Genomic DNA, 13,726 nt, shown 5'->3' with positions numbered 1-13,726 from the left:
GAACTGAACCTTACCCAGCAAGGACCTGGCGGCTGCTGCCGGCAGGCCGGGGAAAGGAGGGCGATGCCATGAACGTTGAGCATACGATAGCCCGCCGCGGAAGCGTAGTAGCGGTGGTGGAGTATACCCCGGAGACCTTCCAGAGGTTGTTCGGTGGCACCGTGGAGGACTTTAAAGATTTTCTCCTTCTCAGGCAGGGACAGCTCAGGAAGATGCCAGGGTACGAAAGCCGTCCGGCCCGGGTGGTTCATGTGCCCTTCCTGGAGCCCTGTTTTGAACGGTGGCTGGCCAGCCAGTCCCTGCCAGGCGACCCGAGGCAGTGGCACGGACGCTGGGCCCTGGAGGCGGCAGCCGACCCGGACCTTATGTCCCACCTGCATGCGCAGATGCCCTTGCTCTACGACCCGCCCGTGGAGGAGCGCTTGGAATGTGCCGTCTGGTACCTGATGCTGCCCTTAATCATCAGGAACAATGAAGATGCCGTGGTCGTAACCAAGCCCCTGCCCCGCCACTCATTAGCAAGTTTCCTGGCCTGGCTACGCAGCTTCCTCAGGGACTGCCCGGCCTTCGTACCCCTCTCCCGGCTGCGCGGTCGAGGCCTGGCCCTGGCCGCGGGCGACCGGCTGGTTTGCCCGGCGGCCGCGGCCAAACTGGCCGGCATGCTGGAGGCCAGGGTCCTTAAGAGCATGGCGGCCGGCGAAGGGCTGCCGGAAGATGGCTTTATCCCGCTCCACCGGTCCTGGTGCGGCTGCCGCGACCTGAAGAAGGGCAGGGAGCTTCCCTTTCTCTACCCCGTATTCCTTCCTCTGGTCCTGGCCGGGGCCGGGGCCGAAGTGCATTTTGCTTCTAACTGCCTGCGGCTGCTGGTGCTGTCACTCCGTATCGCCCACTCACCTTTAAACGATCCTTCCTTCGGCCCTTACTATATGCAGTTACAGGGCGATAGGCTGTCTCTGGAAGAGCACCTGGGGGGAATGGTGTCAAGCCTAGGCTTAAAAGGCGGCGGCCCGGGCCTCTATGGCCTGTACTCCGGCCAAGATGCTGCGGAAGCCGCGGAAGCTGTTGTCGAGGAATGTGCGGACCTGGCAGTAGAAGCGGCAGAGAAGCCGCCGGAAAGAACCGGCCACGCCGCACACCTGCGGCGGGTGAAGTAACCTAGTGCAGGCCAATTTGACCCGGTGAAAAGGGGGAATTAGAATGGCTGGCTTTTTCATTCTTGTAGGCTTGGGAGGCATGTTGGCCGGAATCATCAGCCTGATCAAGCCGCTGCGGTTTCTGCGAATACATACCAGAAAGACAGCAGCGGGAGTTCTGGCCGGTAGCTTTATACTTATGGTGATAGGCGGTGCAATCCTGCCTCCAGCAAATAGTCCTCCTCAAACTGAAGCAGAATACAACGCCTCGGTCAGCCAATCCAAGCTAGCCAAGACCGTCCCTGACGCTTCTGGTTCCAGAGACCAGGGGGAGCCTGTCCGGGCAGTTGAAGCGAACCCATCAGCAGGGGCTCTATCAGCGCAAAAGCTGGAGAATGCTGAAAGGGAGGCCTACGTGCAGAAAGCACAGGAGATAATCAAAACAGACGGCTTTGGATCGTACTTACAACAGGCGATAGACGGTTACTCAATTCAAATAAGTATTATTAGCGGGGCAGTAGATCTCATGATCGCCGGCCATCCCTTAAAAAATGAAGACCGGAAAAAAATCCAGGACTTCATTTCCGAATACCACAAGATGATGAGATATATTTACAACAATGATGGTTTCAAGGTTTACCCGAGAGACCGGGAATATTTTGATACTGGGAAGAAGTTTTTCACCCTCCTGGATAAGCCTATTGATCTGCTGGATCAGGCCCTCAAAGAGAATGATCTATACGGTATGAGCGAGGCCGTGGAGCAAATGAAAAAGATATTTGCAACGGTTGGGATCCAAATCTGGTAACCACTACTGATCACATAGAGTGCGGTTATAGATTTCTTCCACCTGAACTGCCCGTTCTCGTCGAGGTGATGAAACTCTCCAGGCGCTGGGACGACCTGCAGCAGGAAGCCATGACGCCGCATCAGCGACCTGGAGTTCGGCACGCGGGTGGTGGACGAGTTGATGCCGAAGACCCGCGACCTGGCGGAAAGGGCTGAGGACCTGTAAGTGGGGATTGGCAAAGACCTGAGGGACGTGCATGAAGATTTGATCAGGTGGCGGCCATCGACGCCAGCGACTTCTCCAAAATCACCCCGGCCAACAAGCTCCTTTCCGGCAGCAACGCCGCCGAGCGCCACTACGTGCAGAAACTGGAGGCCCTGGCGGCCCGAGTATGGGGTGAGGCTCGAGGAACCCAGACCCAGGACGGCGTAGCTGGCGGGCCGGGACTTTGGGGGCAGGAATTACCTGGGGATCGCCGGCCCGGAGGCGCGGTCGCAATTGCGCCCGTAACGCATGCGGGGGCATAAGAATCCATAATTGAGCGAGGTGGGCGATTCATGGACGTCTCCGGCAGGAGAATCTGGCATGTTAGCGCGGGTGACGAGGACCGCCACTGGGCGGACCTGTGCCTGGAGTGGGACGTAATCCTGAACGGCCCGGGCTCGGAAGGGCCGTGGCCCGGCTGCCTGGAACCCCTGCGTTCCGCCCTGGAAACCCTGCGCTTACCCAGGGAATTCGCCGAACGCAAACTTTCCGACCTGCACCGCTTCTGCGAGGAGGTGCAGGACGGCGACATCGTCGTACTGCGGGCTGGCACGAGCGACGTTTACGGCGTGGGGGTCGTGGCCGGCGGCTACATCTGGCACGAGGAGTTCCGCGACATCGACGGCTGGGACTACGGGCATGTGAGGCGGGTGCGCTGGCTGTGGAGGTACGGGGACGCTCCCCGGCGCTTTGCCCGCCATACCTTAAGGCCCGGCGATACCGTACAGGTTATGGACGCAAAACCCGTGCTGGAATGGCTCGAGAGCCTGTCCGTTGACCCGGAAGCGTGGCGGCGGCCGCTGCGGGACTTGCCCGCACCCTCGAGAGACCTCGAACTGGACGAGATTTCAGGGTACCTTCTCAAGCGCGGGGTGGACGGCGCGGTGGTAGAGCGCCTGCCGGAACGGGTCGGCGAGGTGCTTCGGCTGGTGCAGTGGTATGGGCGCAACCGCTACCCTTCGGAGGTCGAGGCCACCGCCCACCTGGTGGTGCCGCTTCTGCGCGCCCTGGGGTGGACGCCCGAGAAGACGGCCGTGAACTGGGAGGGCGCAGACGTGGCCCTGTTCGCCTCCCTGCCACGGGAGGAAGGAAACCTCGCGGCCGTGGTCGAAGTAAAGCCGTACGACGAATTCTTCCTCGTTATGCGTTCGAGCGAGGCGAAGACCCATGCCGGGCTGGTGGGAGAAGAGACCTGCTCCAGGCTCATCGTTACCAACGGGTGGCTGTACGGTGTGTACCTTAAGAAAGATGGTATCTTCGGCAACAGGCCTGATGCCTACCTCAACCTGACCAGGATGCGGGACGCCTATCCGGTTCTCGACTGCCGGGGCGCGAAGGACGCGCTCCTTTACATGGCTGCCGAGTGGGCTTAAGCCCTCCGCGGTAGGTTTAATGCAGTAGTTGCTTCACAGGTAAGGGTGTGCATTTAGTTAAGGGGAATGCTCCGTGATGAAGCTACTGTGAGAGGAGCTTTGATAAAGACGGAGGGAACTAGATGATTTACGCGGAAATCGCCGGAAGGCTGGGCTTCGAAGAAGACATTTTAACATCAACGGCAATCGGGTTGCTCTCTTTACTGCCGGACGAAGAGTTTATCCGCTTTATCGGTAGGGCGAGAAGCATTGATGGCGAATGCTTGGAAAAGCACATAGGCACCTGCACACGGGTTGAAGCCATTGAGTTTTGGAAGACTGGTTTCTTGTACGGGATTCCAGACGTTTTTCTAAGGCTGGAGGGCGAAGCCGGCGTCTGTGCTGCGATTGTCATTGAGGTCAAGCATCGCTCTGGAAAGAGTGGCAGTGCCGAGGAAGTCGAGGACGGCGTGATCCAAAACCGTGAGGTGGACCAACTCTACAGGTATTGGGAAAGTCTCGCTCAGCAGTACCCCAACTGTAGAAAGGCGGTTGTTTTCCTTACGGGCCACCGCATCCTGCCCCGGAAGGATCTCGAAACGAGCTCGAGAGCTGCAGGTGGCGAGGCGCGCCTTTTCTGGCTGGGTTGGCACAGCGTCTACGATTTTGTTGCTGAAGCTCTGCGCAGCGGGAAGTATCCCACGCGGACGGCAGAATGCAAGATCCTACAACTACTGGAAACTTACTTGCGTTTCAAGGGCTACGCGAGGTTCAGCGGTTGGCCCCAGCCCGCAATGTCGGGGATCGTCACAGAGTTACGGTGGTTATGGTACCAAAGGCTTTACACTCTGAATCTAGGGTTGTCAGGCTGTTTACACCCAGCATACTGCAGAACATACGTACAGCAAGTTCCGGGGGCCGTGGAAGCCATCGCGGCAGTTTTCTATAAGCCCTAGGTAGGAGGCTATTTGAGACCCAACTGGGTATCATTTAAGGAGGGAAGATTCGGTGAGTGCGAACTTGGTCCAGGCTCTGCGGGAGGTCGATAACTTTCATAAGACATGCTGTCTATTGTTCGATGATTTTGTGTCATATGTGAGGAGTCGTATCCCAGACAACGCTTTCGTTTGGTGGGAGAAAGGATACTCCGTATGGCATAATGGAGCCTCCCAACACCTGGGAAACTTCTTGTTCGAGCATCTCGGGAAGTACAAATTTGCCTTCATGCTGGTAAAAGTCAACGAGGACAGTAGAGTGGCCTTCAAGAGCCGCGACTATTACGCTGTCTGTAACGAGTTGGGGGTTGATCCCTATTTTCCCCTGCTGTTTATCACAGGAGCCTACCAGCCCCGTGACGAAGATTACCTTCGCCGTGATCTAAACGTCCGCCGCGCATGGCCTCACCACATCCTGAAGCTGCTCCCAGACCAGATTCTGCAGAAAATGAATTGTAGTCCGTGTTATCGCTTCAACGAAGAACTTGTATTTGAGACCGATCCCTCAGTGGGAGACTACTGGTGCAACCGAGCCGAGTTTAAGATAAGACGCCTGACTGACATCAAGAACCAGGAAATGCTAATTGAGATTGCTGAGGAGTTGCTGGCCCGTTGAGAGCGCGGCAACCCGTGGATTGGTCAGAAATCAAATTGGCTGACTGGTGCCCTTTGGGGGGGTCAAAAGCCTCCCCTATTCCTCCAGACGCAGTCCTACGCCGAGCAGCCGGCCCGCGGGTCCTGTAGCAGGCTCATCGTCACCGACGGGCTCCGCTACGCGGTCTACCTCAAGAAGGACGGCGCCTTCGGCGACGGGCCTGACGCCTACCTCAATCTGACCAGGATGCGGGACGCCTACCCGGTGCTCGGCTGTGGGGCGCGAAGGACGCACTCCTGAATATGGCTGCCGACTGGGTTCCGGGCCGGGAAGGAAGCGAAGTTACCTGAGGTCAGGGCGGCAGCATTCTCTGGGTCCCGCTATTTCATCTGTATGAATTCTACAAATTGCTAACCACAATGGAACGGTCCTTAAATCGCGATGACGACTTCGGGATGTTTCTCTAGTTGCAGGAAAAAATTCCCTTTATGGCAAAACATCTAATCTGAACTTAGGACTTCAGAAGACGCTGACAGTAGCGGGATAGCTGGTCGTTAATAACCTCCCTGCCGTTATCGGAATGGAGGCCCCAAACGCCTGAGGGCCACTCGGCGAAGATAGTCTCCAACTCGCAGAATATACCGCCCCAGGACCGCCCGGCGGCGGCTGTAGCCAGAAACCACATCTACCGCCGTAAGGGTGCAGGCGAAGTGGCCTAAAGAAGATCCGCCATTATGTTCCACCAAATCCACCTCCAAGGCTCCGGCCGGTCCTCGTTCCATTGGTAGCGGTCGATAGGGTTTGGGAGGTGAGGTGGCTTTTCACCTTGGGAAGGGGCAAGGTACGGCTAGCCCTGGGCGAACGCCACCGGGCCAGGGTAGGCCGGCTGATTTTGGCCAGCTGGCAACGGATCTTTGGCGTCAAGGTGAGTTCGCCATGTAAGGCCAGCAGTTCAGCGGTAGGCAGGAGTACCGGGTGGGGGCGTTCCGCACCGGGGTAATCCATGGCTTCCCAGACCGTCTGGATGGTGGAGAGTGCCTCAAGATACTGAAGGGGCCAGCTCCGTTTGCTACAAGGCCTTTGGTTGCCGGTACAGGGCCGTTCAAGACCTGAATGGCATACTTGCGGTGATAGTTCAATACTCGCACCACCTCATCGATGATCGCTGACTTCTCCTTGCGAGAAGAGGCTTGCTGGTAGCGTTGACATATGGTGTTCAGATACTCACGGCGGCTGTTAAGTGACATCCTCGTTACCACAGTAGTCCCCTTTTTGGTTGCGGGCCTGTTGCCAAACCCTGTTTTTCTTAGTGTGCCAGTAGTTAATAAAGGCATGGCTACCCCATGGACGGGCTGCTATACCTCCTTCCCACTACCCCACGAAGCACATCCTTAGCTCTTCTCGTTTCAATTGGGCTAGAGTCGGCGGGTGTTTCGTTAACGTTTTAAGGTGTTTTACCAGCTGGCAGACGTTACGAGCACAGGCGGCCATCAAGGCTTGGATATGCACGGCCGGGTTGCCCCGGTATCTAGCCCGGCTAAGGGCTATGATTGTTTTTCAGATCGGCATTTACCGTTTCCACCCAGCACTTCCGTTTCTTAAGATTTTCTTTTGCCCGCGCTTTCAAGGTGGTTTCGTATCTTGCCCAGCAAATCTTCACTACCGCTGCACCTGATGGTGCACCGCTCGCCTTTGGCGCATACCCCCTTGAGATCGCAGCCCCGGTAGGCATAGGCGTGGGTGTGGTGGCGTATCCCCCAAGAAGCATCCTCGCTCTTTTCCCGGTAAAGTTTTTTGCCCCGGCGGCAGATGTAAATGTCCCTCTCCTGGTCGTAAACAAACCCGAGCTGGTCGCGGCGTTTCCTGGTTTGCTTCCAAGTGGTACGTCTCGGAATAGCAGGAAGCATATCCTGACCCACAAGAAAGCTATAGGTGTCCAGAGTTCCATAGGAGGCAAAAGCTACAACCTCCTTTGGTTTCCTGCGGGCATGGAAGGTATGCTGCCCGACAAGGTAAGGTAACATCCTGTGTTCGGGATAGTCACCGGCGGTGGTGCAAACGGCAGTGATGATGCGGTGCCTAAGGCAGCGTCGGGATCGGTGGTGCTAACCCACTTCTCGTTGGTTTTGGGTTGCCGGCCGCCGGTGCCAGGCTTAAGGCTCGTCCTTGCCTTTAATGTGGCGTCATCTTCTTCCGGGTTATCTTGCCATAACCGCTCAACGTATTCCCCGGCATCTAAAAGTTTCTCCCGTTCGGTCAATGAATCAAGCGAGGCGTTGGCCCGTACCAGGGTGGCGTCCAGGTAGACTTTATCACCTTCGATCAGGCCAGCCCTCCGGCAAGCTTCAACTACCCTTGAGAAAAACTGCTCGTAAACCTGTTTGCCGAACCTCCGCCTTGCCTTGGAAAGGATGCTGTGGTCCGGGGGACGTTCACCGATGTCATAGCCTATAAACCACATGAAGGCGAGGTTGAGCCGTACCTTTTCGGCCAGCCTTCGCTCGCTGGTAATGTTGTATAAATAGCCGATGAGGGCCATCTTGAAGATCACCACCGGATCTATTGAGGGGGCGCCTGTGTGGCTGTAGAAGGGTGCGGCCAGGTCATAGACGAAACGGAAATCAATTGCTTGATCCACCAGCCGCAAAAAGTGATCCTCTGGTACCCGTTCTTCCAGCGAAAACTGGTAAAATAGCTTTCTAGAGGGGGTTTTCCTGTCCATCATGAGAAATTAAGCCACCTCAAGCCGCTTTCTAATCTACGGTACCAGTATACGTGTATTGGCGCGGCTTGTCGATGGGTTTGGCAACAGGGCCGTAACCTTAATAACGCCCAGAAATAATGCGAATCCCCCTTAAAATTATTTGGGCATGTTAACTCTTCAAAAGGAGGATTCGCCTTACTCTTGGAATAGACTTCAGTGTCATCAAGCTAATGATTCATCGGCCAATCACTTCCAGACTTCCAGTACTATGTATAAAGCGCGTTGACAGCAATATGATTTAATAGTGTCCAGGTACGTATGGTAGTGCCCACCTGCCAAATCTCAGCCAAACACCATATTCTTGCTTCTCTCACCATTTAATTCCCACTAAGGAACCGTTTCCTCTCGCTTGCAGGTAGATAACCTGCTCCTCTATACCATAGAGAGTACAAAACCACGGCTACGAGCACAAGTAAAGCCACTGCTAGCCATTCACCTGGCGCTAGGCCTGACGGAGTGACAGGCGTGTATACTAGAAGGTATGCTGCCGAGAACAAGACCGCGCCAAAGCCAACCACCTTTCCCGCTGGTGCCCTGTACGGCCTTTCTAGGTCAGGGCGAGCAGACCTTAATCTAATAAAGGAAACAGAGACCAGCAACCAAAGAACAACTAGGAAGAATGAAAAGACATTCACTATGCCCACGTAGATAGTCTTACTGGTACCCAGTAAGCAGCAGAGACTAGTTACCCCGAAGAGAAGTAGAATTGCACGGTGGGGCGTGGCATGTTTAGGGTGTAACGCTGCCACAGAACTCGGTATAATCTTTGCCCTTCCCAGCGCAAACAGCAGTCGGCTGCAAGCTACATAAACAGCATTCCACGTAGTCAGCATCCCCAAGAGTGAGGCAAGTAGTACGAGAAACCTCGCGTAGGGTGAACCGCCAAACATGAGGTCGACCGCCTTCACAACTACTAGGCCTTCACCTGAACGGATGCCCAGGGGGGCGCCCAACGATAACCCAACCACGATTAGCGCGTAGAACAGAACCGATCCCCAAACAGTGTATACCACGGATTTCCCAAGGACGCTAGGTTGGACATATGTTTCCTCAGCTGCCTGGGGAATGGCGTTAAACCCTGACATGAATCCGGGTAGCATGAGAAGTACTGCAAAAAAGCCACTTGGGCTGGTAAACAAGGGCTTTGCATTTGCCGGGGTGCCCAGGCATATGCCGCTGAGGCAGAAAAATGCAGCTGCAACGAAAAGAATTGCTACTGCAAGTGTTTGGAAAATGGCGCTGAACCGCACCCCGATGTAGTTTAGGTAGGCAAACGCTGCATTTCCCAAAAGTGAGATCAGAAAGGTACTGATGAATACAGGTTGACCTGCAACGGTATATAGGTATCCCACGTGGGGAACGCGGAATCCCAGTCCTTCCAGTATTATCGGAAACGTTATTGTCTCAAAGAGAAGAAGGGATCCCCAGGCGAGCAGAATGCACCAAGCAGCTGCAAACATTGCCCTCTCTCCGAGGCCTTCGAAAGCGAAGACAACTTCTCCCCCAGCCCTGGGAAAGGCCGAAGAGAGTTCAGCGTAAACAAGTCCTACAAGTGTGCACAATAAACCCACTACTACCCAAGCAATTACTCCGCCAACCGTCCCTGGGGTCGACGACCACAACCCTGCGTAGAGGATCCACGACCATCCAACTACGGCACCAAGGCCAATCGATAATAGATCCCACCGTGATAGCACCCTCTTTGCACCTGTGGCGTTTCGCGGCTCACCACTCATACGGCACACTCCTTTCTCGATCAGAAATTCTACATCTAAGCCCAGATAGCCCCCTCGCTTCTTAGGACCTCAATGTCCTTGTCCTCTAAGCCCAAGAGGTCGTGGAGGACTTCGTAACTGTGTTGGCCAATATCAGGATCCATGGGCTTATCTTGGGGGGATATCCCAACATTACTGGTGAAGAACCTAATCGGCAGATTGAAAGTCTTCACCCGACCCAGGGCGGGATGGTCTATATCGACAACCATATTCCTTGCCCTCAGGTGCGGATCATCTAGCAGCTCTACCACATCCTTCACTTCTCCGCATGGAATTCTTAACTCGAGAAGGAAGTTTCTCAGCTCTCTGCTATCTTGAGTCTTTGTCCATTCAGCAAATGCCTGATTAATAAGCAACAAATCTCGCGAGCGCGCCTCTATAATTTCCTCCTCATCCCCCTTGTATTTATCTGCTATATCATGTCGCCCGATATGCCTAAAGATCTTGTCGAACTTATCGCTCCCCAACACGCATACCATAAGCCACTTACCGTCTTTCGTCGGGAAAGCATCCCAGGGCGCACCAAGAGGATCAGTATTACCCCTTGCCGGAAGGGCATTCCCTGTCATGCTAGCCCTGATAACGCTTTCTTCAAGCACCGAGAAAACGCTGTCCATCATCGAGACCTCGAGCTTATGTCCCTCCCCAGTTTGTTCCCTGGAACGCAACGCTGCTAGTATTCCAACCGCCAGGTATAGTCCAGCAAGCGAATCGGCAATGGCTGGGCCTGTCTTCAACGGTGGCATATCGGGGTAGCCTGTCATGCTCATGAGGCCTCCCATCGCCTGAGCAACCGGGTCTACACAAGGAAGATTAGAGTATGGTCCAAAACTACCAAAACCACTAATAGAAGCATAGATTATTCTCGGGTTTGCCTGCTTGATGGCATCATAACCAAGACCCAATCTATCCATTGTCCCGGCAACGAAATTCTCTGCCACTACATCGAAATGCTTAACCATTTCGAGGAATACCTGCTTGCCCCTCGCGTTCTTGAGGTTGAGAGCCACCGACTTCTTGCCCCTGTTCAGCATATAGAAATACCCGCTCCAACTATTGCGCATCGGGGGGAAAGTACGGGTATAGTCACCAACAGGAGGACCTTCAACCTTTACCACATCCGCTCCCAAGTCCCGCAGCAGCATGGTCGCAAAAGGCCCTGCATAAACCCATGTAAGGTCTAACACTCTTACTCCTGATAGAGGCTTTAAGTCATTCACGGCACTGCCCCCTCGCTTTCTCCTTCCAATACAAACTCCCACTCGCACATAACTCCTTCCCTAGGTGGGTCGGGGTGCGCATGAAGGCACCTGACCTGAAAGCTGTCATTAATTGCCTTGGCCAGCGCAGTGTACAGCGGAGGAGAACCGAACTTGCACGGCAGAAGCGGAAGATTCTTTTCGGTTCGGTAGGTTCCCATCGGGCACTTACCCACCCTCATGACCAGCCTGTCACGCCCGACCTCCAGGAATTCCCATTCGAAGCCAGCATTTACCCATTGCGCAGCGCAAAACTTGAGTACCGTCGCTAGCGCCTGAGTGTCACTACCCAGATCTAATATTCTTTTTAACCGATAGGCCTGAGCTCTGGCAGTGTTTTCCCAAACTTCGCCGTCAAGCCGCGCTGCCTGGTCAAATCCAAAATCCCGCTCCACCAGCGTCATCCAATAGTTCTGGTTGGTCCAATAGTTCCTGACCCACATGTCAATGAGTTCGATAAGCTTCTCCTTCGCCAGTTCCATTAGCTCTTGCTTCAGCCCGTCCCACGTTACCTTTCCTGCCATCATTTCAAGTTTCATTTACAGATGACCTCCAATCAAGCTTTCATAATACACTGAAAAGCCGCAGTATCGGTTCTATTTTCATACCTCCTTTCCACCCTAAAACAGACTACATTTCAAAACCGCTTTCTATTGTGACAGCGGCACACCCCACTATTCTCGATTCTCTCTTCTCTACGCAGCCGTCTTACTTCACGAGTCGAATCAATTCATTCATAGTAACGCCCTTTAAAATTTGAGCGCGGAAGGGAATATGGAGGGACCAAGAAAACGCTCGTCTCTAAACCCAATGCCGTCTCAACCTTTTCTCTTATCTCACTCTCCAACGCAAGTAGCCTGTTCTTGCTCACCCCTTGCCCGTATTCAACCTTAACTTTCAGAGTACGACTTGTATTCCGATGAACTGGGTTTTTATCTAAAACTATCCTCATTTCGCCCGTAGTCTCAGGTCCGAACGAGGCTACTATTTCTTGAATAGCAGAGGGGAACACTTGGATATCGCCAATTTTCACCACGTCGTCAGTCCGTCCAATGATCTTTACCCTAGGGGTGTTTCTGCCGCACTTGCATGGGGAGGTCCAAACCTGAGCAACATCCCCCGTGCGGTAGCGGATTACCGGACAACATTCACGGTCTAGAGTAGTAAATACGAGCTCTCCTATTACTCCATCTTCTAAAGATTTCGGCGAACCGGTTTCCCAATCTATTAGCTCTAACAGTACATAGCCCTGTCCAACGAAATGCATACCGCTTTTTTCGTGGCATTCAGCAGCTAAGTCGGGAGCAACCTCGGTTAGCCCGTAGTAGTTGCGTGCATCTATCCCCCATGCATTTTCAATTTTCCTGCGGTCCTGTTCGGAGAAAACCTCCCCAGTTATGAAGCCCTTTTTAAAACCCAGCTCAATGGGCTCAACTCCAAGATAAGCCCCTATCTGTTCTTGCAAAAATATTGCCAATGATGGAGTAGCGCACAGAACAACTGGCTTCAAATCCTTGACTATCTGGATCAGTTTCTCTATGGATACCGAGGAAAAAGGTACCGGAATGACGGTGAGACCCATCTTTTCCGCAGATATACACTCGGATAACCCTCCCACAGATAAGGCGAAATTGAACGGGTTTATAATGGAGTCTCCAGGTCGCAACCCTCCAATCCACGCGTGCCTGGCAAAAAGCTCCGCCCAGACTTCGGCATCCCGCTTGGTCAGGCCCGTATATACGAGTTGTCCCGTTGTTCCACTTGTACCCTGGACTCGGACAACATCGCTAAGGGGTGCGCAGCAATGACCTCCCAACCTGCCTCCTTCTGCCTGGCTTTTTCTTAGATCATTCTTTGTAATTAAGGGGATCCGGGCTAGATCTTCAATCGTTCTGACCTGGTCAGGATTAAAACCGCTTCGATCCCACATCCGGCGATAGAACGGAGAAGTTTCCGTGACATAGCTCAACAGTTGGCGCAGTTTCCAAAACTCAAGCTTCCTGAGCTCATCAGCAGGGATCGCCTCTTTGCTCTCGCTCCAGAAAAGACTTCCGGGCTCAGGAATAGAGCTCACCCCCCCTAACAACTCATAGCAAGCAAGAATGATGCCATAGAGTTTCCCCTGTTAACAAAGGAGAAAGCTTTTACCGGTAAGGTTCAGCCGCCCATCAACCGCCGAACTTAAATCAATTTTTATCATTTGAGAAATTAATGTGATAAAAGTGATAATTGTGAGAAGCGCTTAGGCGCTTACTCCGTAGCCTCCTGGCCAGGATTACCCCGCATTTTCCGAAGCCTTCGATATAGAGTTGGAAGGCTTATGCCCAATTCCCTTGCCGCTCTCTTCTTTCCTTCTACTGTAGACCCGTATTTTTCCAGGGCTTGGATCAGGATGGAATCCTGGCTGGCATTCAATTGACGGAGATTGCCAGTGCTCTCAAGAGGGTTTAGTTCAGTTCGAAAACGGAGGCGGTGCAAAACAGACTGAAGGCTTATGAAGGGTGTGGTAGTAATGCTTACTGCATACTCAATAAGGTTTTCGAGCTCCCTAACATTGCCAGGCCAGTGGTAATTATAGAATGCCCTCAGAACGTCAACGGGGACCTCCACAAAGGGCTTGCCGAGCAGCAATCCCTTTTGCTTGACAAAGTGATTTACCAGAAGGGGAATATCTTCCTTTCGTTCCCGCAGCGGGGGCAAGTAAATGGGAAAAACACACAGACGGTAGTAAAGATCTTCCCGGAACTGCTTTGCGTTAACAAGAGACTCCAGGTTACGATTTGTCGTAGCTATGAAGCG

Annotated in this window: 14 protein-coding genes; 6 read left to right on the top strand and 8 right to left on the bottom strand. The window is 53.7% G+C overall.

Annotation, left to right across the window (positions count from 1 at the left end; genetic code table 11):
- The first annotated feature begins 68 nt into the window (after positions 1–68).
- The 5 genes from H5U02_01440 to H5U02_01420 all read left to right on the top strand — a co-directional run bounded on the left by H5U02_01440 (position 69) and on the right by H5U02_01420 (position 5,150).
- Positions 69–1,154, top strand: coding sequence for a hypothetical protein (locus H5U02_01440; protein ID MBC7341114.1), 1,086 nt, complete (start codon positions 69–71; stop codon positions 1,152–1,154).
- 43 nt (positions 1,155–1,197) lie between these two features.
- Positions 1,198–1,941, top strand: coding sequence for a hypothetical protein (locus H5U02_01435; protein MBC7341113.1), 744 nt, complete (start codon positions 1,198–1,200; stop codon positions 1,939–1,941).
- 539 nt (positions 1,942–2,480) lie between these two features.
- Complete coding sequence (locus H5U02_01430) at positions 2,481–3,560, top strand: hypothetical protein (protein MBC7341112.1); 1,080 nt, start codon at positions 2,481–2,483, stop codon at positions 3,558–3,560.
- Between the two features lie 122 nt (positions 3,561–3,682).
- Positions 3,683–4,495, top strand: a complete 813-nt coding sequence (locus tag H5U02_01425) for a hypothetical protein (GenBank protein MBC7341111.1) — start codon at positions 3,683–3,685, stop codon at positions 4,493–4,495.
- Between the two features lie 52 nt (positions 4,496–4,547).
- A complete protein-coding gene (locus H5U02_01420) occupies positions 4,548–5,150 on the top strand; it encodes a hypothetical protein (GenBank protein ID MBC7341110.1) in 603 nt (200 codons plus the stop codon).
- Positions 5,151–5,701: 551 nt separating this feature from the next.
- Here H5U02_01420 and H5U02_01415 read toward each other — a convergent pair.
- Positions 5,702–5,872, bottom strand: a complete 171-nt coding sequence (locus H5U02_01415) for a hypothetical protein (protein MBC7341109.1) — start codon at positions 5,870–5,872, stop codon at positions 5,702–5,704.
- A gap of 83 nt (positions 5,873–5,955) precedes the next feature.
- Here H5U02_01415 and H5U02_01410 point away from each other — a divergent pair, with 83 nt between their 5' ends.
- Positions 5,956–6,129 (top strand): hypothetical protein, encoded by a 174-nt coding sequence (locus H5U02_01410; GenBank protein MBC7341108.1) that lies wholly within the window; start codon positions 5,956–5,958, stop codon positions 6,127–6,129.
- Between the two features lie 598 nt (positions 6,130–6,727).
- Here the strand turns inward: H5U02_01410 and H5U02_01405 are convergent.
- The 7 genes from H5U02_01405 to H5U02_01375 all read right to left on the bottom strand — a co-directional run.
- A complete protein-coding gene (locus H5U02_01405) occupies positions 6,728–7,036 on the bottom strand; it encodes a hypothetical protein (GenBank protein MBC7341107.1) in 309 nt (102 codons plus the stop codon).
- Positions 7,037–7,089: 53 nt separating this feature from the next.
- Positions 7,090–7,854, bottom strand: coding sequence for a transposase (locus H5U02_01400; protein ID MBC7341106.1), 765 nt, complete (start codon positions 7,852–7,854; stop codon positions 7,090–7,092).
- A 356-nt stretch (positions 7,855–8,210) separates the two neighbouring features.
- Complete coding sequence (locus tag H5U02_01395) at positions 8,211–9,629, bottom strand: amino acid permease (protein ID MBC7341105.1); 1,419 nt, start codon at positions 9,627–9,629, stop codon at positions 8,211–8,213.
- A gap of 35 nt (positions 9,630–9,664) precedes the next feature.
- Positions 9,665–10,888, bottom strand: coding sequence for a CoA transferase (locus H5U02_01390; protein ID MBC7341104.1), 1,224 nt, complete (start codon positions 10,886–10,888; stop codon positions 9,665–9,667).
- Complete coding sequence (locus H5U02_01385; protein ID MBC7341103.1) at positions 10,885–11,466, bottom strand: hypothetical protein; 582 nt, start codon at positions 11,464–11,466, stop codon at positions 10,885–10,887. Before H5U02_01385 ends, H5U02_01390 begins: the two co-directional genes overlap by 4 nt.
- A gap of 191 nt (positions 11,467–11,657) precedes the next feature.
- Entirely contained in the window at positions 11,658–13,001 is a 1,344-nt protein-coding gene (locus tag H5U02_01380; protein ID MBC7341102.1) for an AMP-binding protein, read from the bottom strand.
- Between the two features lie 176 nt (positions 13,002–13,177).
- Positions 13,178–13,726, bottom strand: a 549-nt coding sequence (locus H5U02_01375) for a sigma 54-interacting transcriptional regulator (GenBank protein MBC7341101.1), incomplete at its 5' end; no start/stop codon positions are given.

Source organism: Clostridia bacterium (assembly GCA_014360065.1).
Lineage (GTDB): Bacteria > Bacillota > DSM-521 > Neomoorellales > JACIYF01 > JACIYF01.
The sequence above is the reverse complement of the archived record's forward strand: the minus strand, read 5'-3'. Positions and strand labels throughout refer to the sequence as shown.

Bases quoted from the DNA above. Each gene is read 5' to 3' on its own strand.
- H5U02_01395 (MBC7341105.1), bottom strand. From the start codon at position 9,629: ATGAGTGGTGAGCCGCGAAACGCCACAGGTGCAAAGAGGGTGCTATCA.
- H5U02_01400 (MBC7341106.1), bottom strand. From the start codon at position 7,854: ATGATGGACAGGAAAACCCCCTCTAGAAAGCTATTTTACCAGTTTTCG.
- H5U02_01430 (MBC7341112.1), top strand. From the start codon at position 2,481: ATGGACGTCTCCGGCAGGAGAATCTGGCATGTTAGCGCGGGTGACGAG.
- H5U02_01440 (MBC7341114.1), top strand. From the start codon at position 69: ATGAACGTTGAGCATACGATAGCCCGCCGCGGAAGCGTAGTAGCGGTG.
- H5U02_01405 (MBC7341107.1), bottom strand. From the start codon at position 7,036: ATGCTTCCTGCTATTCCGAGACGTACCACTTGGAAGCAAACCAGGAAA.
- H5U02_01435 (MBC7341113.1), top strand. From the start codon at position 1,198: ATGGCTGGCTTTTTCATTCTTGTAGGCTTGGGAGGCATGTTGGCCGGA.
- H5U02_01425 (MBC7341111.1), top strand. From the start codon at position 3,683: ATGATTTACGCGGAAATCGCCGGAAGGCTGGGCTTCGAAGAAGACATT.
- H5U02_01385 (MBC7341103.1), bottom strand. From the start codon at position 11,466: ATGAAACTTGAAATGATGGCAGGAAAGGTAACGTGGGACGGGCTGAAG.